General features: G+C 70.0%; 17 protein-coding genes, 1 tRNA gene and 1 pseudogene. 10 read left to right on the top strand and 9 right to left on the bottom strand.

All coding sequences use genetic code 11. The annotated features are described in order from the left end of the window. Window positions 1-302: 302 nt before the first annotated feature. Window positions 303-376: transfer RNA gene (locus O2L01_RS08775), tRNA-Pro, on the bottom strand. Window positions 377-812: 436 nt separating this feature from the next. On the opposite strand from O2L01_RS08775, the gene O2L01_RS08770 reads away from it, so the two are divergent. The 5 genes from O2L01_RS08770 to O2L01_RS08750 all read left to right on the top strand — a co-directional run bounded on the left by O2L01_RS08770 (window position 813) and on the right by O2L01_RS08750 (window position 8529). After that, window positions 813-1391: a TetR/AcrR family transcriptional regulator gene (locus O2L01_RS08770; RefSeq protein ID WP_270121529.1), complete on the top strand. Its 579-nt coding sequence runs from the start codon at window positions 813-815 to the stop codon at window positions 1389-1391. Next, window positions 1388-2950 (top strand): MDR family MFS transporter, encoded by a 1563-nt coding sequence (locus tag O2L01_RS08765; RefSeq protein ID WP_270121528.1) that lies wholly within the window; start codon window positions 1388-1390, stop codon window positions 2948-2950. The genes O2L01_RS08770 and O2L01_RS08765 overlap by 4 nt, the downstream gene beginning before the upstream one ends. Before the next feature lie 557 nt (window positions 2951-3507). After that, window positions 3508-5871, top strand: coding sequence for a WD40/YVTN/BNR-like repeat-containing protein (locus tag O2L01_RS08760; protein WP_270121527.1), 2364 nt, complete (start codon window positions 3508-3510; stop codon window positions 5869-5871). 85 nt (window positions 5872-5956) lie between these two features. Then, entirely contained in the window at window positions 5957-7282 is a 1326-nt protein-coding gene (locus O2L01_RS08755; protein WP_270121525.1) for an extracellular catalytic domain type 1 short-chain-length polyhydroxyalkanoate depolymerase, read from the top strand. Window positions 7283-7374: 92 nt separating this feature from the next. Then, a complete protein-coding gene (locus O2L01_RS08750) occupies window positions 7375-8529 on the top strand; it encodes an ROK family transcriptional regulator (RefSeq protein ID WP_270121524.1) in 1155 nt (384 codons plus the stop codon). 78 nt (window positions 8530-8607) lie between these two features. On the opposite strand, the gene O2L01_RS08745 is transcribed toward O2L01_RS08750, so the two are convergent. Further along, a complete protein-coding gene (locus tag O2L01_RS08745; protein ID WP_270121523.1) occupies window positions 8608-9546 on the bottom strand; it encodes an SDR family oxidoreductase in 939 nt (312 codons plus the stop codon). Between the two features lie 185 nt (window positions 9547-9731). On the opposite strand from O2L01_RS08745, the pseudogene O2L01_RS08740 reads away from it, so the two are divergent. From O2L01_RS08740 to O2L01_RS08730, 3 genes and pseudogenes are all read left to right on the top strand, one after another. After that, a pseudogene (locus tag O2L01_RS08740) lies at window positions 9732-10556 on the top strand (helix-turn-helix transcriptional regulator); the annotation flags it as partial. Between the two features lie 584 nt (window positions 10557-11140). Next, window positions 11141-11803: a TetR/AcrR family transcriptional regulator C-terminal domain-containing protein gene (locus O2L01_RS08735; protein ID WP_270121521.1), complete on the top strand. Its 663-nt coding sequence runs from the start codon at window positions 11141-11143 to the stop codon at window positions 11801-11803. A gap of 105 nt (window positions 11804-11908) precedes the next feature. Beyond that, on the top strand, window positions 11909-12907 hold the full coding sequence (locus tag O2L01_RS08730) for an NAD(P)-dependent alcohol dehydrogenase (protein ID WP_270121520.1): 999 nt from the start codon (window positions 11909-11911) through the stop codon (window positions 12905-12907). A 70-nt stretch (window positions 12908-12977) separates the two neighbouring features. Here the strand turns inward: O2L01_RS08730 and O2L01_RS08725 are convergent, their stop codons facing one another. The 6 genes from O2L01_RS08725 to O2L01_RS08700 form a co-directional block, all read right to left on the bottom strand. Next, window positions 12978-13181, bottom strand: a complete 204-nt coding sequence (locus O2L01_RS08725) for a cold-shock protein (RefSeq protein WP_205324737.1) — start codon at window positions 13179-13181, stop codon at window positions 12978-12980. Between the two features lie 307 nt (window positions 13182-13488). Next, window positions 13489-14286 carry an HAD family hydrolase gene (locus O2L01_RS08720; protein ID WP_270121519.1) on the bottom strand — a complete coding sequence of 266 codons (798 nt, stop codon included), beginning with the start codon at window positions 14284-14286 and terminating at the stop codon, window positions 13489-13491. 72 nt (window positions 14287-14358) lie between these two features. Continuing rightward, window positions 14359-14880: a phage antirepressor KilAC domain-containing protein gene (locus tag O2L01_RS08715; RefSeq protein WP_270121518.1), complete on the bottom strand. Its 522-nt coding sequence runs from the start codon at window positions 14878-14880 to the stop codon at window positions 14359-14361. Window positions 14881-14990: 110 nt separating this feature from the next. Then, a complete protein-coding gene (gene ligD / locus O2L01_RS08710; RefSeq protein ID WP_270121517.1) occupies window positions 14991-17201 on the bottom strand; it encodes a non-homologous end-joining DNA ligase in 2211 nt (736 codons plus the stop codon). Window positions 17202-17239: 38 nt separating this feature from the next. After that, a complete protein-coding gene (locus O2L01_RS08705) occupies window positions 17240-18340 on the bottom strand; it encodes a sensor histidine kinase (RefSeq protein WP_270121516.1) in 1101 nt (366 codons plus the stop codon). Continuing rightward, the gene (locus O2L01_RS08700; protein WP_270121515.1) at window positions 18337-18981 is read right to left on the bottom strand and encodes a response regulator; all 645 of its coding nucleotides are present in this window, start codon (window positions 18979-18981) and stop codon (window positions 18337-18339) included. Before O2L01_RS08700 ends, O2L01_RS08705 begins: the two co-directional genes overlap by 4 nt. Before the next feature lie 223 nt (window positions 18982-19204). Between O2L01_RS08700 and O2L01_RS08695 the strand changes: the two genes are divergently transcribed. Continuing rightward, a complete protein-coding gene (locus O2L01_RS08695; protein ID WP_270121514.1) occupies window positions 19205-20524 on the top strand; it encodes a DUF418 domain-containing protein in 1320 nt (439 codons plus the stop codon). A gap of 97 nt (window positions 20525-20621) precedes the next feature. Next, a complete protein-coding gene (locus tag O2L01_RS08690; protein WP_270121513.1) occupies window positions 20622-21047 on the top strand; it encodes a VOC family protein in 426 nt (141 codons plus the stop codon). An 82-nt stretch (window positions 21048-21129) separates the two neighbouring features. On the opposite strand, the gene O2L01_RS08685 is transcribed toward O2L01_RS08690, so the two are convergent. Beyond that, window positions 21130-22023: a LysR family transcriptional regulator gene (locus O2L01_RS08685; protein WP_270121512.1), complete on the bottom strand. Its 894-nt coding sequence runs from the start codon at window positions 22021-22023 to the stop codon at window positions 21130-21132. Between the last annotated feature and the right edge of the window lie 33 nt (window positions 22024-22056).

Below are 22056 nucleotides of genomic sequence, written 5' to 3'. Positions count from 1 at the left end.
TTGCCCTCGCGTTCCCCGGACGATCTTCTGAAAACACCGGAAGCGCATCTTGAAGTCGGCGTTGGCTTTCTCGGGCAGAGCGCTAGACCGGCTCTCGCCCATCGAGGCTGGCATCGCCAGACACCGCCGAACCTCGTCCATCCGGTAGGCGATGTGCCCGGCGGTATCGAGCTCTGGGCTGTCGTCGCTGTGCACCGACGGAACCGATCCTAGGTGGCCGAGCAGAATCTTCCAATTCTGCCCGGCCACCGCCGTTCACATCTATTCACAACCGTTCACACGCGTTCACACGCGGTCACAAGTCGGGACGACAGGATTTGAACCTGCGACCCCCCGCTCCCAAAGCGGGTGCGCTACCAAGCTGCGCCACGTCCCGATGGCCGCTGAGCGGCCTCAGCCAGGGTACAGCACTACCGCCTCAGAACGCCGCCAGGTATTTCCGACGTTGAAGACCTCGCTCAAGGTTTGGACCGCCAACTGACCTGCGCGAACCTGATCATCCTGGCACTTGCTACGAGGAGGTGCAGGCAATGGACGAGGGCACTGCCCGCAGGTCGAGTCTTACTCCGTCGCAGCGTGGGCGGCGTCGTACTGAGGACCCGTCACGGGCCCTCCCGATCGTGGGCATCACCGAACAACCAGGCTCTTGAACAAGCCCTGTGCCGCGGGGGCTCGCAAGCATTCGGTCGATTCCGAGATAGCGGTGGCCGCCTCGGGACTGTGAGGTACGTCTCGGACGGTCGGGTCGTCAGAGGGGGCCCGATTGCGTGATTATCGAAAGGAAGTCATTTCGTTTCGATAGGAGGCCATCCGTGGAACGTCGTTCACGGCTCTCACCTGAGCGCGAGGCCGAGATATTCGCAACCGTCGAGCGCCTGGTCAGGGAGCACGGCTACGAGAAGATCACCATGCAGCAGGTCGCGACCGAGGCGCACACCAGCACCGCCACCCTGTACCGGCACTGGAACGGCAAGCCGCGACTCGTCGTCGAGGCCATCCGGCACCGCAAGCCCCACCCGCTCGACACCGTCGACACCGGCTCTCTTCGCGGAGACCTCCTCGCCGGCGTCGGTCCGATGGCCTCGACCGCGCCCGGCGACCACGAGCTCATGGCCGGTATCCACAATGCCGCCCGCAACGACGAGGAACTGGCCCAGGCCCTGCGCGAGGTCCTCGCCGCGCCACTGGAACAGGCCGTCCAAGCGATCATCGACCGCGCCGCTGCTCGCGGCGAGATCGACTCCGACGCGCCCGGCCGCCGCTTCATCCACGAACTGCTCCTCGCACCCATCGCCGTGCGCCCCATGATCACCGGGGTCCACCCCGACGAGGCGTACCTGACCGCCTACATCGACGCCGTGATCCTGCCCTCCCTGGGAGTCCGCCGATGACCACCGAAACCCTCGAGCCTCCGACTGCACCCGCCGGGTCGAAGCTCCCGTCCCACTTCGGGTGGATCTACGCCGCCCTCATGGTCTCGATGCTCCTGTCGGCACTCGACCAGACCATCGTCTCGACCGCGCTCCCGACGATCGTCGGCGAGCTCGACGGCCTGTCCCACATGGCATGGGTGACCACCGCATACATCCTCGCCGCGACCGTCGGCATGCCCGTCTACGGCAAGCTCGGCGACCTCATCGGACGCCGCCGGCTCTTCCTCGCCGCCCTCGCCGTCTTCGTCCTCGGCTCCGGCCTCGCCGGATTCGCGCAGGACATGCCGCAGCTCATCGCCTTCCGCGCCCTCCAGGGCCTGGGCGGCGGCGGGCTCATGATCATGTCCCAGGCGATCATCGCCGACCTCGTCCCCGTCCGCCAGCGCGCCAAGTTCATGGGCCCCATGGGCGCCGTGTTCGGCCTGGCCGCCGTCGCCGGGCCGCTCCTGGGCGGCTGGATCACCGACAACACCGACTGGCGCTGGGCGTTCTGGATCAACCTGCCGCTCGGCGCCCTCGCCATCGCCATCTCGGCCGCCGCGATCAAGCTCCCCCGCAAGCGGGTCAAGGTCCGATTCGACTACCTCGGCACCGCGCTCATGGCCGTCGCCGTGACCTCGCTGATCCTGGTGTGCACGTGGGGCGGCACCGAATACGACTGGACCTCGCCTCAGATCCTTTGGCTCGGCGCCCTCACGATCGTGTCCGCGGTCCTGTTCTGCATTGTGGAGCGCCGCGTCGCCGAACCGCTCATCCCGCTGCGGATGCTGCGCAACCCGGTCTTCAGCATCGCCACGCTCATCGGCATGATCGCGATCGGCCTGGGCATGTTCGCCGTCATCTCCTACCTGCCGACGTACCTCCAGATGGTGTACGGCTACTCGGCGACCGAGTCGGGGCTGCTGCTCATCCCGATGGTCGCGGGGATGATGCTCACCGCCGTGACCTCGGGTGCGCTGGTGTCGAAGCTGGGCCGCTACAAGGGCTTCGTGATCGCCGGCATGGTCGTGATGCCCGCGGGCATCTGGCTCATGTCCACACTCGAACCTTCGACTCCCGTATGGCGGCTGTGCACCTATATCGCGGTCCTCGGCGCGGGCATGGGCCTGGTCATGCAGAACCTCGTGCTCGCAGTCCAGAACGCGTTCCCGCAGAACGAGGTCGGCACCGCGACCTCGTCGAACAACTTCTTCCGCGAGATCGGCGCGACCGTCGGCGTCGCGGTGGTCGGCGCGATCTTCACCAACCGGCTCACCGACGCCCTCGCCGGGATCGGCACCGACTTCGGCGGCGCCGGGGCCGAGTCGATCACGCCCGCAATCGTCAGGTCCCTGCCCGATACCTTGCGCGACCAGGTCATCGACGCCTACGCAAACTCGCTCACCCCGATCTTCCTCGGACTCGTTCCAGTGATCTTGCTGGGAACAGCACTCGCGGTCTTCCTGCCCAACCGGAAGCTCCGCGACAACGACGATCAGGCCCGCGGCGACGAAACGCTCGCGGCCGGAGCCGCGTAGCTCGGCTTCGCAACGGGCGCTCTCGGAGCAGTACGGCTACATCGTCATCTACCCGTCGATGACGGGCGACTACAAGTGCTTCGACGTCGACGGCACCCCGCTCGTCCTGTGGGCCTGCAGCGGCACCACCAACCAGAACTGGAGCCTGCGCTAACAGCCCGTGAGCGACTGGGGCGCCGATCCAACGGTTCGGCGCCCCAGTTCTCGACCTTCGCCATACGCGGACCTGTGGACGAATTGATTCCATCATGTAACGAACTGAAGCTCAGACTCGCCATGATCGGCCAACCAGCTGGGAGGCAACTGCCTCGCTGCAGCGGATTTCATAGGTCATTTGCGACAAATTTGGCGTAACGACGATTGTGCAGAGCTAGTTAATTTCTTTATTTGACAAACACGAGGCGGTTGCATACTGTGCTGCACAGGCGTGCAGAGATCTGCATTCCTCGATGCATTGACCTCTCTGTCTCCAACAGCACCAAGGAAGTGGACCTGCGGGGCCGCACCGCCTCGCCGGGCGAATTCAACCTCTCGTATTCATGGCATAAGGAGCACCCGTGCGACGACGCACCTTCACCGCCACCGCTTCGATCGGCGCGGCAGCGGCCGCCGCTGCGGTCGCGGCCGGTCCACTGCCCGCTTGGGCGGCCGGCGACGACAAGTCGAGGCAGAACGACACCTATAGCTGGAAGAACGTCGTGGTCAACTGCGGCGGCTTCGTGCCCGGGATCATCTTCAACGAGACCGAGCCGAATCTCATATTCGCCCGCACGGACGTCGGCGGTGCCTACCGCTGGCAGGAGGAGACGCGGACTTGGAAATCGTTGACCGACTGGGTGCCGCTCGCGAAGTGGGGTTACCAGTACGTGGTCTCGATGGCCTCGGACCCGGTCGAGACGAACCGCGTCTACGCGGCGGTCGGCGCGTACACGATCTCGTGGGACGGGAACAACGGCGCGATCCTGTACTCCGACGACAAGGGCGAGACCTGGGGCATCGCCGAGCTGCCGTTCAAGCAGGGCGGCAACATGCCCGGCCGCGGCATGGGCGAGCGCCTCGCGGTCAACCCGGCCGACAACGCCGAAATCTACTTGGGCGCCCCCAGCGGGAACGGCCTGTGGCGCTCGAAGGACTACGGCCGCACCTGGGCCGAGGTCGAGAACTTCCCCAACCCGGGGAACTTCGTCGTCAACCCCGACAACGAGTACCTCTCTGACAACCAGGGCATCATCTGGATCGACTTCGACCAGATCGGCGGCAAGATCTATGTGGGCGTGGCCGACCCGGACGACCCGCTCTACGTCTCCGCAGACGGCGGGGCGACCTGGCAACCGGTGCCTGGCGCGGCGGCGGCGCTCGGCGATGCCGACGGCAACCGCACCATCCCCAAGCAGTCCGCTGTGGACAACGCGAACGGGTACCTGTACGTCATCACCAGCCACGACCCCGGCCCGTACAACGGCGGTCCCGCCTCGGGTCGCGGCGGCAAGCTCATGAGGCTGTCGACCCAGACCGGCGAGTGGACCGATGTCACGCCGCCCTACAACCCGGGCCGCCCGATCCCCGGCTTCGGCGGGCTCACGGTCGACCTCCAGAACCCCGGCACTCTGATGGCGTCCACGTGCAACAACTGGGGTCCCGACGAGATCCTGTTCCGCTCCACCGACTCCGGCGCGACCTGGTCGATCAGTTGGGACCTGGTGAGCGAGAACGTGCGCACCGACCGGTTCGTCATGGACAGCACCGGCTCCCCGTGGCTCTCCTGGCTCGGCACCGACAACGGCGCCTCGTACGCGGTCAAGCACGGGTGGATGATCGAAGCGCTCGCCATCGACCCGCACAACTCCGACCGGATCATGTGGGGCACCGGCGCGACCGTCTGGGGCACCGAGAACCTGACGCAGTGGGACTCCCAGGGCGAGCTTATCGGTGAGAACGAGGCCGGGGAGCGCGTCGCGCTGCCGATCGAGAAATTCACTGTGGGCGTGCGGGCCGAAGGCATCGAGATGACCGCGGTGCGCGACCTCGCCGCGCTCGGCGGCACCCTCGTGTCGGCCAAGGGCGACGTCAACGGCTTCGTCCACACCGACCTCGGCCGAGCCGAGCCGATGTTCCGCAAGGACTGGAGCGGCTTCAGCCTCGACTACGCCGCCACCAACCGGAACATCGTCGTCGGCACCGGCGACGTGGGCAGCGAGACCGCCGGCCACGTCACCTACTCCACCGACCGGGGACAGACCTGGCAGGACACGACCCGGCTCGCAGGCACCCCGAACGGGTCCGGCGGCATCGTCACGATAACCGCCGACGCCGGAGCGATCGTGTGGTCCCCGAACGCCACCATCACCCCGGTCTACAGCACCGACCTCGGCAAGACCTGGAACCCGGTCCAGGGACTCCCCGCACGGGCGAGGGTCCGGTCCGACCGCGTCGACGGCTCGGTCGTGTACGCCTACTCCGGCGGGAAGTTCTATCGCAGCACCGACGCGGGCAAGACCTTCACCGACACGGGAGCGACCGGCCTGCCCGCCGAAGGCGTCGACGACTTCCGGGTCGCCCCCGGCAAGAAGGGCCACGTCTGGCTCTGCGGCCGCAGCGACAAGGCCGCGGTCGCGAAGGGCCTGTGGCGTTCCAAGGACGGTGGCACGACCTGGGAGCGCATCGCCTCGATCGACCTGGCGATCGGTGTGGGCTTCGGCAAGGCCGCCAAGCGGAACGGCTATCCCGCGATCTACATCACGGCCACCGTCGGCGGTCAGGAGGGCTTCTTCCGCTCGACCGACGGCGGCAGCTCGTGGTACCGCATCAACGACGACGCCCACCAGTGGGGCTTCGCCGGGTCCGTGATCACCGGCGACCCGGAGATCTACGGCCGCGTCTACATCAGCGCACGCGGCATCGTCTACGGCGACATCGCCTGAGCGAGCGGGCCGCCCCGCTCGGCGGGGCGGCCCGCGCAGGTTCGCCACCTGCACCGCGTTCCCCTCCAGAGTTAGGATCAAGCCTTTGTCCACAGTCATGCAATGGCGCCGCAACGCAGCGGCGGTCTTCGCGATCACGCTCGCGATCGCGTCCGCTCTCGCGGTCTTCACGGCCCCGAAAGCGGCCCACGCCGCGGCGCAGTTCACGCAGATCACCGAGTTCGGGGACAACCCCGGCGGCCTCGAGATGTACGTGTACGTGCCCGACAACCTCGCGCCGAACCCGCCGATCGTCGTCGCCAACCACTGGTGCACCGGGTCCGCGACCAACCTCTACGACTGGCTCCAGTTCGACGAACTCGCCGAGCAGTACGGCTACATCGTCGTCTACCCGAACGTGGCCCGCGAGTACAAGTGCTTCGACGTCTCCTCGCCGGAGTCGCTCTCGGGCACCGGCGGCGACTCGGTCAGCATCAAGTCCATGGTGGACTACGCCATCGCCGAATTCGGCGCCGACCCGGACCGGGTCTTCGCCACCGGCATCTCCTCGGGCGCGATGATGACCAACGTCCTGCTCGGGGTCTACCCCGAGGTCTTCAAGGCCGGATCGGTCTACGCCGGCGTGCCGTACACCTGCTTCGCGACCGACGACGGCTCGATGTGGAACAGCACCTGCGCGACCGGGATGATCGACCGCACCCCGCAGGAATGGGGCGACGCGGTCCGCACTGTCAACTCCGGCTACGACGGGCCGTGGCCGCGCATGCAGATCTTCCACGGCACCGAGGACCAGGCGCTCTACTACCCGAACTTCGGGGAGCAGATCGAGCAGTGGACCAACGTCAACGGCACCGACCTGACACCGGAGTTCACCGACCACCCGGAGCCGAACTGGACCCGCACCCGCTACGGCGCCACCGACGGCCAGGCCCTGGTCGAAGCGGTCAGCATGGAAGGCGTCGACCACGGCGTCCCGCACCAGCCCCTGGAGACGCTCCGCTTCTTCGGCATCGCGTCCACCGACCAGGCCGCCGGCGAGATCGTCGGAGCGGCCTCGAACCGCTGCGTGAACATCCCCGGCTCGGGGACCGCGAACGGGACACGAGCGGTGCTGGCGGACTGCAACGCCAGCGCCGCCCAGTCGTTCACCCACACCGCGGAGGGCGAGCTGCGCGTGAACGGCAAATGCCTCGGAGCGGCGAACGCGGGCACGGCAGACGGCACGAAAGCGGTGATCGGGGACTGCGCCGGCGGCGCCAACCAGCGCTGGAACGTCAACACCGACGGCACCATCACCAACGTCCACAACGGCCTCTGCCTGGGCACCCCCGGCGGCCGCACCGCGAACGGCACCAAGATCGCGCTCTGGACCTGCAGCGGCACCTCGAGCCAGCAATGGACCATCCAATAACCGATTCTCATGAGTGGGAGGAGCGCCGGACCGAAGGCTCGGCGCTCCAACCGGTTATGGACGGTCCAAAGGAACCAGCCGAGGAGAGCGCAATGGATCAGACATCGGCGGCCAAGGGGCGGGCGCCCGCGGTCCCGCTGAGCGGGCTGGAGCGCAGCACCCTGCGGGAGCTGCTGATTCACGGGCCGAAGTCGCGCGCGGAGATAGCCCGGGAGCTCGGCATGTCGCGCGCGAGCCTTACTCGCGTCACGCGCGCGCTCATCGAGCAGGGCCTGGTCGCCGACGGCCCCGTCAAGTTGCGCGGGGCCACCGGCCGGCCCAGCGAGGTCCTGCGCATCAGGCCCGAAGGACGACAATTCCTCGGCGTCAAGCTGACCGGCGACCGGCTCTACGCCGTCGTCACCGACCTCGCCGCGCAGGCCCTGGTCGAGTACGACGAACCCCTCACCTCACGATCGGTGGAGGACGCCGTCGCGCAGATCGGCGGCGTCTGCGAGCGCCTGTCTGCCGAGTACCCCGGGATCGAAGGGGCGGGTATCGGCCTCGCCGGGGACGTGGTGTCCAAGGGCGACCGCCAGATCGTGCTCGAATCGCCGTTCCTCGGCTGGAGCGAGGTGCCGCTGGCCGATCTCGTCGGCGAGCGGCTGGGGCTGCGCGCCGCCGCCGAGAACGACGTGCGCGCCCTGACCGCGGCCGAGCACTGGTTCGGCGTCGGCGCCGGGTACGAGTCGATGGTGCTCATCGCCATCGGTTCCGGCATCGGCGTGGGGATCGTCGTGGACGGGAAGGTCGTGACCGGCGCCAACGGGCGGGCCGGGAACCTGGAGCACCTGCCGGTCGACCCGAGCGGTCCGCGGTGCGAGCGCGGGCACCGCGGCTGCTTGGTCTCGTACCTCGCGAACGCGGCGATCGTCGGCGCGCTGCGCGCCCCAGGCCTGGACTACGCCGGCGTCGTCGAGCTCGCGCGCGGCGGCGACCCCGCCGCCCGGCAGGCCTTCCGCGACGCCGGGCACGCGCTCGGCGTCCTGGTCGCGACACTGGCGAACACTATGAACCCCGAGAAGATCGTCATCACCGGCGACGGCATCGCGGTGACCGAGCTGGCCCGCGACGAATTCGACGCCGCGATCGCAGCCGGCCGCCAGCCCGGCGAAGCGCCGATCGCCCTCGACATCCAGCCGTTCGAGTTCTCGGAATGGGCCCGGGCCGGGGCCGTGCTCGCCATCCGGGACTTCCTCCGGTTCTAACTCGGGACCCATCGACTCGGGCACGAATGAAGATTCACATTTGAGGCTGACTTCGACGATGCCCAGGACCGCGAACGGTCAGGCCGCCGAGAAGACGGTGGCGGTCAGGCGCTCCGATGCCTCCCAGACGCGCGCGGCCTCCTCGGTGCTGCGCAGCGGTGCGTACAAGCGCTGCTCGGCGGGCGGCCCGCCGAGGTTGCCGGGACCCTTCGGGCCGTAGAGCGCCCCGGGCCTGCCGCTGGCGGCAGCCGTGAGCGCGGGGAGTTTCGCGGACTCGACGGTGCCGAGGAGGATGCCGCGGGCCGAGAGCGCGCGGATGACGCGCACGCCCACGGTGTCCCTGCTGCGGCCGAGCTCGGGGCGGGCCGCGAGGAGGCTCGTGGGGGCGACCCCGGGGTGGGAGAGGTTGCTGGTGATCCCCCAGCCGTGCGCTCTGCTGCGGCGGTCGAGTTCGAGGCCGAAGAGGCCGAACGCGATCTTCGACTGCTCGTACGCGCGCATGCCGTCGTAGCTCCGCTCCCAGTTCAGGTCGTCCCAGTTGATGCGGCCGCGGCGCGCGGCGATGCTGACCTGTGACGTCACGCGGGCGCGCCCGGCGCGCAGGAGCGGGAGCAGCCGGCCGACGAGCGCGAAGTGGCCGAGGTGGTTGGTGCCGAACTGGAGCTCGAAGCCGTCCGCGGTCGTCTGGCGGTCGGGCGGGGTCATCACCCCGGCGTTGTTGATGAGGAGGTCGATCGGGCGGCCCTCAGACAGGAGGGTGTCGGCGAGCGCGGCGACGGATTCGAGCGAGGACAGGTCGAGGACGCGCAGCGACACGTCGGCTCCCGGCACGCGCTCGCGGATGCTCAGGACCGCGGCCTCGCCCTTGCGGGAGTTGCGCACCGGCATGACGACCTCGGCGCCGGCCGCGGCGAGGCGCTCGGCCATGCCCAGGCCCATCCCGTCGCTTGCGCCGGTGACGAGGGCGCGCTTGCCGGCCAGGTCGGGGAGGGTGATGTCGATCGGTCGACGTGCCATGGCGGTGCTCCTTGCTTCGGGTCTCGCCTTGGACCGTAGATCGGTGCCGGGGCCGTATCCAGGACTTCCCGATCCCCGGCTCCCGCGGGCGCCCCGTGCGGGCGTGAGGGTGGGATCGACGATCCGTGGATGCGGCCGGGCGGAGGCGGTAGAAACGAGGCAGCACCGAGAGAAGAGGGCACACCGTGATCGACCGCGCCGGACTGGCCGAGTTCCTCCGCAGGCGCCGCGAGGCGCTCCAACCCGAGGACGTCGGCCTCCCCCGCGGTCCGCGCCGCCGCACGAACGGGCTCCGCCGCGAGGAGGTCGCGGCCCTGTGCCACATGTCGACCGACTACTACTCGCGGCTCGAACGCGAGCGCGGCCCGCAGCCGTCGGCGCAGATGCTCGCCTCGATCGCGCAGGGCCTGCACCTGTCACTGGACGAACGCGACCACCTGTTCCGCCTCGCCGGCCAGAACCCGCCCGCCCGCAGCGGATCGGGCGAGCACATCGGCCCCGGGCTCCTGCGCGTCCTCGACCGCCTCGGCGACACGCCCGCCGAGATCGTGACGGAACTCGGGGAGACGCTGCGGCAGAACGCACTCGGCGTCGCGTTGCACGGCGATCTGACCCGCTACACCGGGCCCTCCCGCAGCCTGGGCTACCGCTGGTTCACCGACCCGGCGACCCGGGCCCGGTACGCGAAGGAGGAGCACGCGTTCATGACCCGCATGTACGCCTCGGGCCTCCGCGAGATCGCGACCCTCCGCGGGCCCGGCTCGCGCGCCGCCGGGATGGTCGAACTGCTCCTGGACGAGAGCGAGGAGTTCGCGCGCGCCTGGAACGCGCACGAGATCGGGATCAAGCCGCACGACACCAAGCACTTCGTGCACCCCGAGGTCGGGGCCCTGGAGCTGGCGTGCCAGCGCCTGGTCGACCCCGGCCAGGCGCACGCGCTCCTGGTCTACACCGCGACGCCCGGCACGGAGAGCGCCGAGAAGCTGCACCTGCTGTCGGTCATCGGCGCGACGGGACGCCGAGTAGCGTCCACGACCGGCCGGGACGCCAGGGAGCGCTCGCCCGAGGCCGCTAGCCAGCCTGGGGTGAGGGCGGCGTTAGAGGTCGAGCGGCCATCCTTCCGGGCCACTGGGGTGCAGCTGTACAACCTCATCGCCCGCCTTCACCGCGGCACCGATGACGAGCGCTTCCGGGCCGATCTCGATCTCCGTGTCCCCGTGCAGCAACGTCAAGGTCATACCGCCGGCGTTGACGGTCGTCGCTTGTTCTTGTGTGAGGGGTTCCGTGTGAAATTCGGCGCCCTGATCGTTCGGAATGCGGAAGTGCACTCGCCCGTCGATCGGGTGTTCGCCGTCCACGTGAAGCGTGCCGGCGTCAAGGTGTGCGTAGTCGCTGAGCATGGCGCTGATCGTATGGCGCGGTGAGAGGCCGCGATGCGAAATCGCGAACGAGGACTGAACGGTCCGCAGCGGACTGCTACCTAGGCGCACGGCGAAAGGCCCCCTGCCGGTCCCGGCAGGGGGCCTTTCGTGCGGCGGCGTTGGCGGCCTCCGCGGCTTACGCTGTACGGTACGTTCGCCGGGAGGGGGTGGCGATGGCTGCGGAGGCCGGGTTGAGCCGGGAGCGGGTGCTGCGGGCCGCGGTGGCGATCGCGGACGAGCGCGGGACGGCGGGCCTGACGATGCGGAGCCTGGCGGCGTCGCTCGGGGTGGAGGCGATGTCGCTCTACCACCATGTGGCGAACAAGGAGGCGGTGCTCGACGGGCTGGTCGAGGTCGTCATGGGCGAGATCGAGGAGGCCGTGGCCGGTCTCGATGCGCCTGCGCCGGAAGAGGACTGGCGCACGGCCATGCGGATGCGGGTGCTGGCGGCGCGGGAGGTGCTGGTGCGGCATCCGTGGGCGCCGGGGGTGTTCGAGTCGCGGACCGGGACGAGCCTGGCGGTGGCGCGGTACTACGACGGGGTGCTGGGCCTGATGGTGCGCGGCGGGTTCAGCTACGAGCTGGGCCATCGCGCTTTGCACGCCTTGGGAAGTCGGGCGCTGGGGTTCTCGCAGGAGCTGTTCGAGCCGGACGGGATGGAGGCTCCCGAGGAGGCGTTGGCGGCGATGGCCGAGGCGGTGCCGCATCTGGTGGCGATGATCGCGGACGCCTCGCACGGCGGGGCGCTGCTCGGCTGGTGCGACTACCAGGCCGAGTTCGAGTTCGGGCTGGATCTGATCCTGGACGGCCTGGAGCGGTTGCGGGGCAAGGTCTAAGACCTGTTTGATCCCTGTTTGCGCTGGTGGGGACACTCGCGTGCTTGACAGACTTACAATGTAAGCCTATGGTGTCTTACAAGGTAAGGTTACTGAGGAGGATCCATGAGAGCCATCGTCCAGGAGCGCTACGGGCCGCCCGAGGAAGTGCTCGCGCTCAAGGAGATCGACCGGCCGGCGCCCGGTCCGGACCAGGTGCTCGTCCGCGTGCGGGCCAGCAGCGTCAACACCCCCGACTGGATCGCGATCGCCGGCGTCCCGTACGTGCTGCGGCTCCAGGGCGGCGTGCGGCGGCACCCGAACGTGGTGCGCGGCAGCGATGTCGCCGGGGTCGTCGCCGAAGTCGGCAGCGGGGTGACGGGGCTGAGCGTCGGCGACGCCGTGTTCGGATCGCTGTGGACGAGTTCGATGGTGACGGCGGGCGCATTCGCCGAGTACACGGCCGTACCCGCGGATCAGCTCGTGCCGATTCCGGCCGGAGTCGGATTCGAGGACGCGGCCGCTTCGGTCATGTCGGGCGTGACCGCGCTGTGCGCGATGCGGGACACCGCGAATATCCGAAAAGGAATGAAGGTGCTCGTGAACGGCGCTTCCGGCGGCGTCGGGACTTTCGCCGTGCAGATCGCCGCGAACCTCGGCGCGGAGGTCACCGGAGTGTGCGGGAACGCGAATGCCGATCTGGTGCGCGGGCTCGGTGCGCAGCACGTCATCGATTACACGCGAACCGATTTCACCCGGGAGGGTGAACGGTACGACGTCATTCTCGACAACGTCCTGAATCATCCGCCGAGCCGCACGGCCCGGGCGCTCGCGCCCGGCGGGGTGCTCATCCCCAACAGCGTCGGGAACTCGGGGGGCCTGCTCGCCGGACTGGGCCGCATGGCCCGCGCCAAGCTCCTCGGGCTGACCAGACGGGCCGATGTGCGCTTCTCCCCCTCGATCGCGGACCGCGAGAACCTCACGGCCGTCGGCGGGATGCTCGCCTCGGGCGAGATCAGGGCGGTCGTGGACCGGACCTACCCCTTGGAGGAGACGCCGCAGGCGGTGGCGCACATGCTGGGCCACCACGCCCGCGGCAACATCGTGATCTCCGTGGCCGAATGACCCCCGGACACCATGAAAGCCGCTGTCCTTCGATGAAGGGCAGCGGCTTCGTGTTTAAGAGCTGTGGAGGCTAGAGCGCGCGCAGGTTAGCGGCCTGCGGACCCTTGTTGCCCTGCTCGATGTCGAACTCAACGCGCTGGTTCTCTTCGAGCGACTTGTAGCCGTTGCCGGTGATCGCGGAGAAGTGAACGAAGATGTCGGGGCCGTCGCCCTCCGGAGCGATGAAGCCGAAGCCCTTCTCCGAGTTGAACCACTTAACGGTGCCTTGCGCCATGCTGAAATATCCTTGGTGTTGATGCTCAGACCGACGGCCGTGAAACCGGGATTCGCATCCCTTCGCACTTCGCCGTCACGCGGTCTGATATTGCCGCCATTGCTGGCGCTTCACCACTCCGGTTCGCATTGCTTTGAACCGAGGTGGCCTCTGGACCTTACAGCACTCCCGCCCCATTGCACCCGGCCAGCGCGGAAATTATTCTCGCATCTGACTGTTTGTCCGAGAATGTCCCAGGTTTTTGTGCAGATTGGTGCCGAAGGTCATGTGAGGCGGGGCCGGTTCGAGGTCCCGGCGGAGGCCGCTGTCAGGCGGCCAGTATCGCCTCGATCGCGCGGGCCACGCCGTCGTCGTCGCACGGGCCGCAGCGGTCCGAGGCGGCCGCGGCCGCTTCGGGGTGGGCGCCGGCGACGGCGAAGGAGCGGCCGGCCCAGCGCAGCATCGGCACGTCGTTCGGCATGTCCCCGAACGCCACCACCTCGGCGGCGGCGATGCCGCGCGCGGCGCACCACGCGGCGAGCGTGGTGGCCTTGGAGACGTCGGCGGCCGTGATCTCCAGCAGGCCTTCGCCTCCCGCGTGGGTGAGGTGCACGCCGGGGAGGGCGGTGGCGCGGGCGGCGGCGAGCATCGCGTCGGCGCTGCCGCGGGCGTCGTGGACGAGGAGTTTGACGATCGGGTCGGCGGTGAAGACCTCGTCGAAGGTGCCCGTGAAGAGGCGCCTGTCGCCGACCGTGTCCACTTTGGCGTATCCGGGTTCGGCGACGACGGTGAAGCCGGTCTCGACGGCGATCCTGACCCCGGGGAGGGCGGCGCGGAGCGTCTTCGCCACGGCCGCAGCGGTTTCGGGGGCGAGGGTGCGGGAGGTCTCGATCTCCCGGCGGGCCGGGGCGTAGACGAGGGCGCCGTTGGAGCAGATCGCGGCGTCGATCGAGGCGGCGAGGGCGGGCCATTCGTCGAAGACGCGGGGCGGGCGGGCGGTGACCGCGATGACGGCGATGCCGTGGGCGCGGGCGGCCTGCAGCGCGAGGCGGGAGCGTTCGGTGAGGACGCGGCCGGGGGCGAGGAGGGTGCCGTCGAGGTCCGTGGCGATCGCGCGGGTGTTCACGGGGCCAGTCTCGCAGGGGGCGTGCGGGGGCCGGGCCCGATCGCCTGCGGCGGCGATCGGGCCCACTCGCGGCTACGGGCGGTTGTCGTCCGGGCGGGCGCGGTCGTTGTCGCGAGGCGCCTTGAGCGGCAAGGGCTCTGACGTGCCGAGGCGCTGGCGGAGCTCGGCGAGGCCCTTGAGGGTGATGCGCAGCTGCGGGGCGTCCAGGAGGAGCTCGCCGGTGCGCGGGTGGTGGTGGGACTGCGGGATCTCGGTGAGCCAGCCGGCGTCGACGGCGGACTGGCGGGCGCGCCAGGCCCGGTCGCGCCGTTGGCGGTACGCCCAGTGGAGGTCCTCGAGCGTCCTGAAGAGACGGTTCTGGCCGAGGGCGATGGCCGGGTCGCGGGAGAGGATCTTCGCCGCGTCCGCGGCGGAGAACGTGCCGCGCGCGGACGCGAGGCGGTGCCAGGACTCGGCGGCGGGCGCGAGCGCCTCGACGTGCGATTCGGCGGTGTCGGCCCGGTCGGCCTCCTCCAGCACCATCAGGGCGAGGTCGCGGTTGGTGAGGCCGCGGGGGTAGCGGCGGTCGGTGCGCGGGTTTGGGGTGACGTTCATGCATCCACTCCGTTCGTCGTGCTCTACAACGACTCTACGCCCGGGGTACGACATTCTCTCCGCTGCGAGAACCCGCGGATGCACTGGTCAACGGCGGAATTTTCGCTCCGTCAGAGGGTGGCCAGATAGGACTCCAGGGTCGCTTCGTAGCGGTCCGGGTCCTCGTTCCAGGACGCGGTGTGGCCCGACGCGGTCTCCATGACGGTGGTCTGCGCGGGGTCGAGCATTCCGGCGAAGTCGAGGGTCGCGGTGTGATCGACCGTGGCGTCCGCGGTGTCGACGTACAGGAGGATCGGCAGGTCGAAGTCGGCGGCGAAGTTGCGCTGGTCGAGGTCGTCGAAGTCGATGTCCGCGCGGAACTCGACGATCCGCTTGGCGGCCCACGTGATCGGGTCGATGACGTCGCGGTCGGCGGCCTGCATGTCGAGGGTCGAGTTCCAGTCCATGACGGGCGAGTCGAAGACGAGGCCCTTGACGACGGACGGGTCATCCATGTGGCGGTAGGCGGTGGCGATGATCGCGCCGCCCATGGACCAGCCGTGGAGGATCACGTCCTTGGCGCCGTTGGCCAGCGCGTAGTCGACGGCGGCGAGCACGTCGTCGCTCTCGTACTCGCCGAGGCTGTGCCTGCCGCTGGGGGCCTTGGGGGCGCCTTCGTCGTTGCGGTAGGTGACGGCGAGGACGGGGTAGCCGCGCTCGGCGTAGAGGCCGACGCCGCGCAGGGTCTCGCGCGGAGCGGCGTTGCGGCCGTGGACGGTGATGACCCAGGTGTCCGCGTTCTCGTTCACCACGGTGCTCGGGACGAACCAGGCGGGCATGTCGCCGAGGCCGGTCGGGACGTCGACGTCGGTGAAGTCGAGGCCGAGGCCGGTCTTCGGGTCCTCGCCGTAGGTCCACTTGTCGATGCGGGCGGCGGTGCCTTCGGCGAGGTCGCCGTAGAGGACCTGGACTTCGCGGGTCACGGTCTCGGCGTCCTCGCTGACGGTGTCGCCGAGGACGGCCCGGCCGTCCTCCCAGGCGAGGCCCCAGGTGCCGGGGAGCGCGCTGGCCTTCGTGTTCGGGAGGGTGACGGTGGCGTCGTCCGCGGCCACGACGGTGAGGTCGTACGGGTCGTCGTCGTGGTTGACATCGATGACCTCGCCGGAGAAGTACCAGCCGGCCGCGCCGAGGCCGCCGAGGGCGAGCACGAGGAGCACGCTGAGGGTGATGACGACCGGGCGCAGCCAGCGCCGCCGCGAGCGGGCCGGGGCCTCGGTATCCACGGGAGTCTGCAAAGCGCGTCCTTGGGGATCGGCACGGAGGGGGTGACGGCTCGATCTTAATGCGGGGCGTCGCGGGCCGCCTGGGTTGAGGGGGCTGGGTCGAGGGACTCGGTCGAGGGGGCTGGGTCGAGGGAGCTCTGCCAAGGGAGCTAAGTCCCCCAGGGCGAGAAGGCGTTCGCGGGCGTCGGCGGCGGAGGCGGCGTGATCGTCGATGCCGGTCCAGGGGTCGGTCTTGCGGGCGAGGCGCCGGCGCACGGACGCGGGGCTGAAGCCGTTCGGGGTGGCGCGGCCGAGCTCGGCCCAGTCGAGGGGCGTGGCGACGGACGCGCCGGGGCGGGCGCGCATCGAGTACGGGCAGACGAACGTCTGGCCGTAGGCGTTCCGGTTGCAGTCCAGGAAGATCCGGTCGCCGCGCCGCTGCTTGCGCTGCGCCGTCGTCAGGTGGTCGGGGTCGGCGGCGGCGAGGCGGTCGGCGAGGTCGGTGGCGAAGTCGCGCACGAAGTCGAAGTCGGCGGAGCGGTCGAGCGGGGCGACGACGTGGAAGCCGCGGCCGCCCGTGGCCTGCAGGAACGGCGTCAGGCCGACCTCGGTGTAGAGGTCGCGGGCGCGGCGGGCGACGTCGCGCAGAACCGCGACCGGGGTGCCGTCGGGCGGGTCGAGGTCGATCACGAGCCGGTCCGGGTGATCCGGTTTGTCGATAGTGGACAGCCAGACGTGGAACTCGATGGCGGCCTGGTTCGCGAGGTAGACGAGGGTCGCCTCGTCGTCGCACACGGTGTAGTCCACCGTGCCCTCGTCGGCGCGCATGGTCTCGGTGCGGACCCAGTCGGGGAAGTAGTCCGAGGCGTGCTTCTGGAAGAACCCGGACTCGTCGATCCCGTCCGGGAAGCGGCGCAGCGTGAGCGGCCGGTCGGCCAGGTGCGGGAGCATCGCGGACGCGACCGCCCGGTAGTGCCCGACGATGTCGCCCTTGCTCACGTGGTCGCGCGGGAACAGCTCCTTCTCGACCTTGGAGAGTTTGAGATCGTGCCCGTTGATGTGCATCGTCTGCGTCGACATGCGCGGGAGGTACCCGACCCGGCGGGCCTGGAAACCGGTCAGACCGGGAGGGTGAGGGTGTTGCGCCAGCCGCCGTCGGGGGTCGCGACCCAGGTCAGGGTGCCACCGAGGAGAGCGGCGCGCTGGTGGAGGCCGAGGAGGCCGTGCTTGGAGCTCGGCAGCGGCACGGTGGGGCGGGTGGGCGCGGTGCTGGTGATCGTGACGGTGACGGCCCCGCCGTCGTGGGCGAGCACGACCTCGGCGCCGGCGCCCGGCGCGTGCTTGCGGACGTTCGTCAGCGACTCCTGCACGGTGCGGTAGATCGCGCGCTCGGCGGGCGGGTCGAGCGCGGGGTGCGGGCCGATGCGCAGGGTCGCCTCGATGCCGCTGCCCGCCACGAGGTCGGCGAGTTGCGCGAGGGTCGGCTGCGGGGCGAGGTCGGTCGGGCCGGAGCCGCCCGCGCGCAGCACGTTCACCATGTGCCGCAACTCGTCCAGGGTGCGCACGCTCAGCATCCGGATCGTCGCGGCCGCCTCCTTCGCCTCCGCGTCCGGGGTGCTCACCTGCAGCGCGCCCGCGCGGACCGCGATCAGGCTGACCTGGTGCGACACCACGTCGTGCATCTCGCGGGCCAGTTGCGCGCGCTCCTCGGACAGGACCTTCTGCGTCGTCATCAACTGCTCGTGCTCGCGCGCCTCGGTGATCTCCACGAGCCGCGCCGAGAGCTCGCGGCGGGCCTGCACGAACTGGCCGAGGAACGCCGCCGCGGCGGCCGGGGCCAGCGCGTACGCGGCGTACGCGAGCCACCAGGAGTCGATCACGATCTCGCCGGCGCCCTCGACCGGCCAGATCATGCAGACCGCGAGAACGACGGCGCAGACCGAGATGAGCCGGCGGCGGTGCGATATCGCCGCGAACGTGAACAGCGCGACGAGCGCGGCCGCGGACTGGCCGACCAGCCACGCGCCCGGGAGGGTCAGCGCGAAGACGACGAGCGGCCAGCGCCGGCGCAGGAACAGGGCCGCGACCCCGAGCGCGGTGAGCGCCATCTGCCACGACGTGACCGTCCACCAGTACGTGAACCAGAGGTCGGCGGCGGCGACCGCGACGATCGCCGTGTCCGTCATCCACGGGCGCCACCAGCGCTGCAGCCGGTTCACCGCCGGTCCCGCAGCAGCCCGGCGCGCTCGGCCGCGAGTGCGGCCTGGACGCGGCCGGAGACCTCGAGCTTCGTGAGGATCGCGCTCACATGGTCTTTGACGGTGCCCACGCCGAGGTAGAGCCGGGCGGCGATCTCGCCGTTCGAGAGGCCGTCCGCGAGGAGGACGAGGATCTCGCGCTCGCGGGCGCTCAGGCGCCCGATGAGGCCCCCGTCCGGGGCGCGCCCGGCGAGGTAGCCGTCCACCACAGTGGAAGTGACCTTCGGGGAGAGGACGACGCCGTCCGCCGCGAGCGTGCGCACCTGGAGGGCCAGGTGCTCGGGGTCGGTGTCCTTGAGGAGGAACCCGGCCGCGCCCATGCGCAGCGCGGCGGCCACGTACTCGTCCGTGTCGAACGTGGTGAGCATGGCGACGATCGGCGGGCTGGGGAGCGCGCGGATCCGCTCGAGCACGGTGAGGCCGTCCACGTCCGGCATGCGGATGTCGAGCAGCACGACGTCCGGGTGGAGCCGCCCGACCTCGCCGAGGGCCTGGCGGCCCGAGACGGCGGCGACCACCTCGATGTCCCCGGCGGCGTTGAGGATGTGCTGGAAGCCGGTGCGGATGAGGGCCTCGTCGTCGACGACCAGTACCCGGATCATGCGGCCTCCTCGGTGACGCGCTTCGAGAGCGCTGATGCGCTGTGACGATTGGTAGCACGTCTGCGCCACCGTTCGCCCCTTTCGGCGGCCGCGGTCCCCCCGAAACCCGCCGATCGGCGGGGGCGATCCGGCCGGGCGGCGGATCGGTTGCCTCCCCGGCGGCGGGCAGGGTCCCGCGCATCGCCGGATGGGAACTCCCCTCCGGCCGCCGCACGCTGGCGTCATGTCCAACATCATCGACTTCAAGCCGCGCGTGCCCGCGGCGGCGGAGCGCGAGGAGCCGCCCGCGCGGGACGCCTCGCTCGGCCGCATCATCGGCCTCGACGCCGCCCGCGCCCTCGCCGTCTTCGGCATGTACTACTCGCACGTCGGGCCGTGGGCCGAGGAGACGGGCACGTGGAAGAGCTTCCTCATGGAGATCCCCCACGGCCGGTCCTCCGCGCTGTTCGCGACCCTCGCCGGGCTCTCGCTCGTCCTCATCGCGGGCGGGCACCGCCCGAAGACCGGCCGCCCGATGCGTCAGGCGGTGGTGCGCATCGCGATCCGCTCGGTGCTGCTGCTCGCGCTCGGCTCGTGGCTGGTCGCCATGGGCACCTCGATCGTGGTGATCCTCGCGTACTACGGCCTGTTCTTCCTGCTCGCGCTGCCGTTCATCAAGTTGCGGACGCGGACGCTCGCGATCCTCGCCGTGGTCTTCGGCATCGGCGGGCCGCTCGTCATCCAGTGGGCTTGGACGAGCGACACGTCGTGGATGGAGGCGTTCAACGCGAAGGACCCGCTCGCGATGTGGAGCGGCGAGGGCCTGTTCGCGCTGCTCATCAACGGCACGTACCCGGGCATCGCGTGGATGGCGTACATGTTCGCGGGCATGGCGATCGGCAAGCTCGACCTCACGAAGCTCGCGATCCAGTTGCGGCTCTTGATCATCGGCCCGGCGCTGGCCCTGCTCGGCTACGGCGGGGCGTGGCTCATCGGCAAGTTCCTGCCCGGCCCGGACACGTCCGCGAAGGACGCGAGCTGGAAGGCCTTCGACGAGGCCTGGTCGAAGGCGATGGAGGGCCAGGACTCCGCGAACTGGACCAAGGAGGAGTGGAAGTCCTTCGACGCCGAGCACGCCTCACTGTGGGAGCTCGCGCCCGACGACAAGGGCATGAGCGGCGGCTTCGACTGGACCAGCCTCGTCGCCGCGAGCCCGCACTCGAACATGCCGTTCGAACTGGCCGGGAACATCGGCGTCGCGTTCACGATCATCGCCGGACTCGTGTTCCTGCTGGGCCGCTTCGGAAAGCTGCGGTTCTGGCTCGCGCCGCTCATCGCGGTCGGCTCGATGTCGCTCACGGCGTACGTCGCGCACATCGCGGCCGTCTGGTACCTCATCGACCACCCGCTCAACGAGACCGGCTACCCGACCGGGTGGCGCATGTGGGCGGCGTTCGTCGTGGTCATGCTCGCGTTCGCGCTCCTCTGGAAGCGGTTCTTCAAGCGCGGCCCGCTCGAATACCTCATGCACTGGGCGACCCTGCCCGCGAAGCTCGTCAAATAAGGGATTCCCATTGAGCCGGGAACCGCGGACCGATCCACGCTGGGGGCGAAGGCCGGTCCGCGGTTCCCTCCAGCCGCAGCGCGATAGCGTTGCGGCTGTGAACACTCCCGGCCCGACGAGCGGCCTCCTGCACCACGTCGAGCTGTGGGTCCCCGACCTCGACCGGGCCGTGCGCTCCTTCGGATGGCTGCTCGAAACGCTCGGGTACGAACGCTTCCAGGACTGGGAGGCCGGCCGCAGCTGGAAGCTCGGACCGACCTATGTGGTCGTCGAACGCTCCCCCGCCCTGACCGGCGACCGCCACGACCGCCGCGCACCCGGCCTCAACCACCTGGCCTTCCACGTCGGCGACCCCGCCGAGGTCGAACGCCTCGCCGCCGACGGCACGGCCCACGGCTGGCGCCTGATGTTCCCCGACCGCCACCCTTTCGCCGGCGGCGACGCCCACTACGCCGCCTACCTCGAGAACGAGGACGCCTTCGAAGTCGAACTCGTCGCCGCGAACTTCGACGCCGGCCGCTAAAGCAGATCGCGCAAGCGCCCCAGACGCCGCACCGGCCGCTCGCGCTCGCGGCACCTCGGCAGCCGACTTCCCCACTCCCCATTCACGACTCGGCCCGCTCGCGCGACGCGGCGATGAAGTCGGCCAGCGCGGGCGTGGGTTCCGCCCGTCGCGGCCAGGCCAGGGCCACGGTGCTCGGGGCGACGCCGTCGACGTCCCGGTAGGCGATGTCGGGCCGGGCGTAGTAGCGGGCGGCCGAGGCCGGCGCCAGGGCGATGCCGTCGCCGTTCGCGATCGCGGTCAGCCAGTCGTCCGGGTGCTCGGTCACCGCGCCGACCTTCACCGGGCGGCCGTCGCGCGACTCTGCGCCGATCCAGTGGTCGCGGAACGCCCCGGTCGCGGCCGGGGCCGCGATGAACGGTTCGTCCCAGAGGTCCGCGAAGGCCAGGGTCTCCCGTTGTGCGAGTGGATGGTTCGCGGCCATCGCCACGCAGCGCGACTCGGTCAGCAGCTCCAGCAGCCGGTACTCCTCCTGGCCGGGGAACGGCAGCCGCATGAACGCCGCCTCGACCTCGCCCGAGACGAGCGCCTCGGTCGGCGCGCCCCAGCTCGCCTGGCGAAGCTCGACGCGCCAGTCGGGGCGGCGGTCGCGGAACGCGGCGATGATCGGCTGGGTCCGCTCGTTCGCGGCGCTGGCAAGGAAACCGATTTTGAGCACTTTGGACGCCGCGGCCTCGGCGGCGCGCACGGCGCGTTCGGCCCGGCCCCAGGCGTCGAGGACCGATTCGATCGATTCGGCAAGGGCCGCACCGGGTCCGGTGAGGGCCATGCCGGACTTGGAGCGTACGAAAAGGGTCGCGCCGAGTTGGTCCTCGAGTTGGCGGATCTGCTTCGTGAGCGCGGGCTGGGAGATGTAGAGGCGCGCGGCGGCCCTGGTGAGGTTGCCTTCCTCTGCGACGGCCTGGAAGTAGCGGAGGAGCCTGGTGTCCACATCCATAACCGGAGGTTATCGATGCATGTATTGGACGGG

Source organism: Glycomyces lechevalierae, from assembly GCF_027622945.1.
GTDB classification, from domain to species: domain Bacteria; phylum Actinomycetota; class Actinomycetes; order Mycobacteriales; family Micromonosporaceae; genus Glycomyces; species Glycomyces rutgersensis.
The sequence above is the reverse complement of the archived record's forward strand: the minus strand, read 5'-3'. Positions and strand labels throughout refer to the sequence as shown.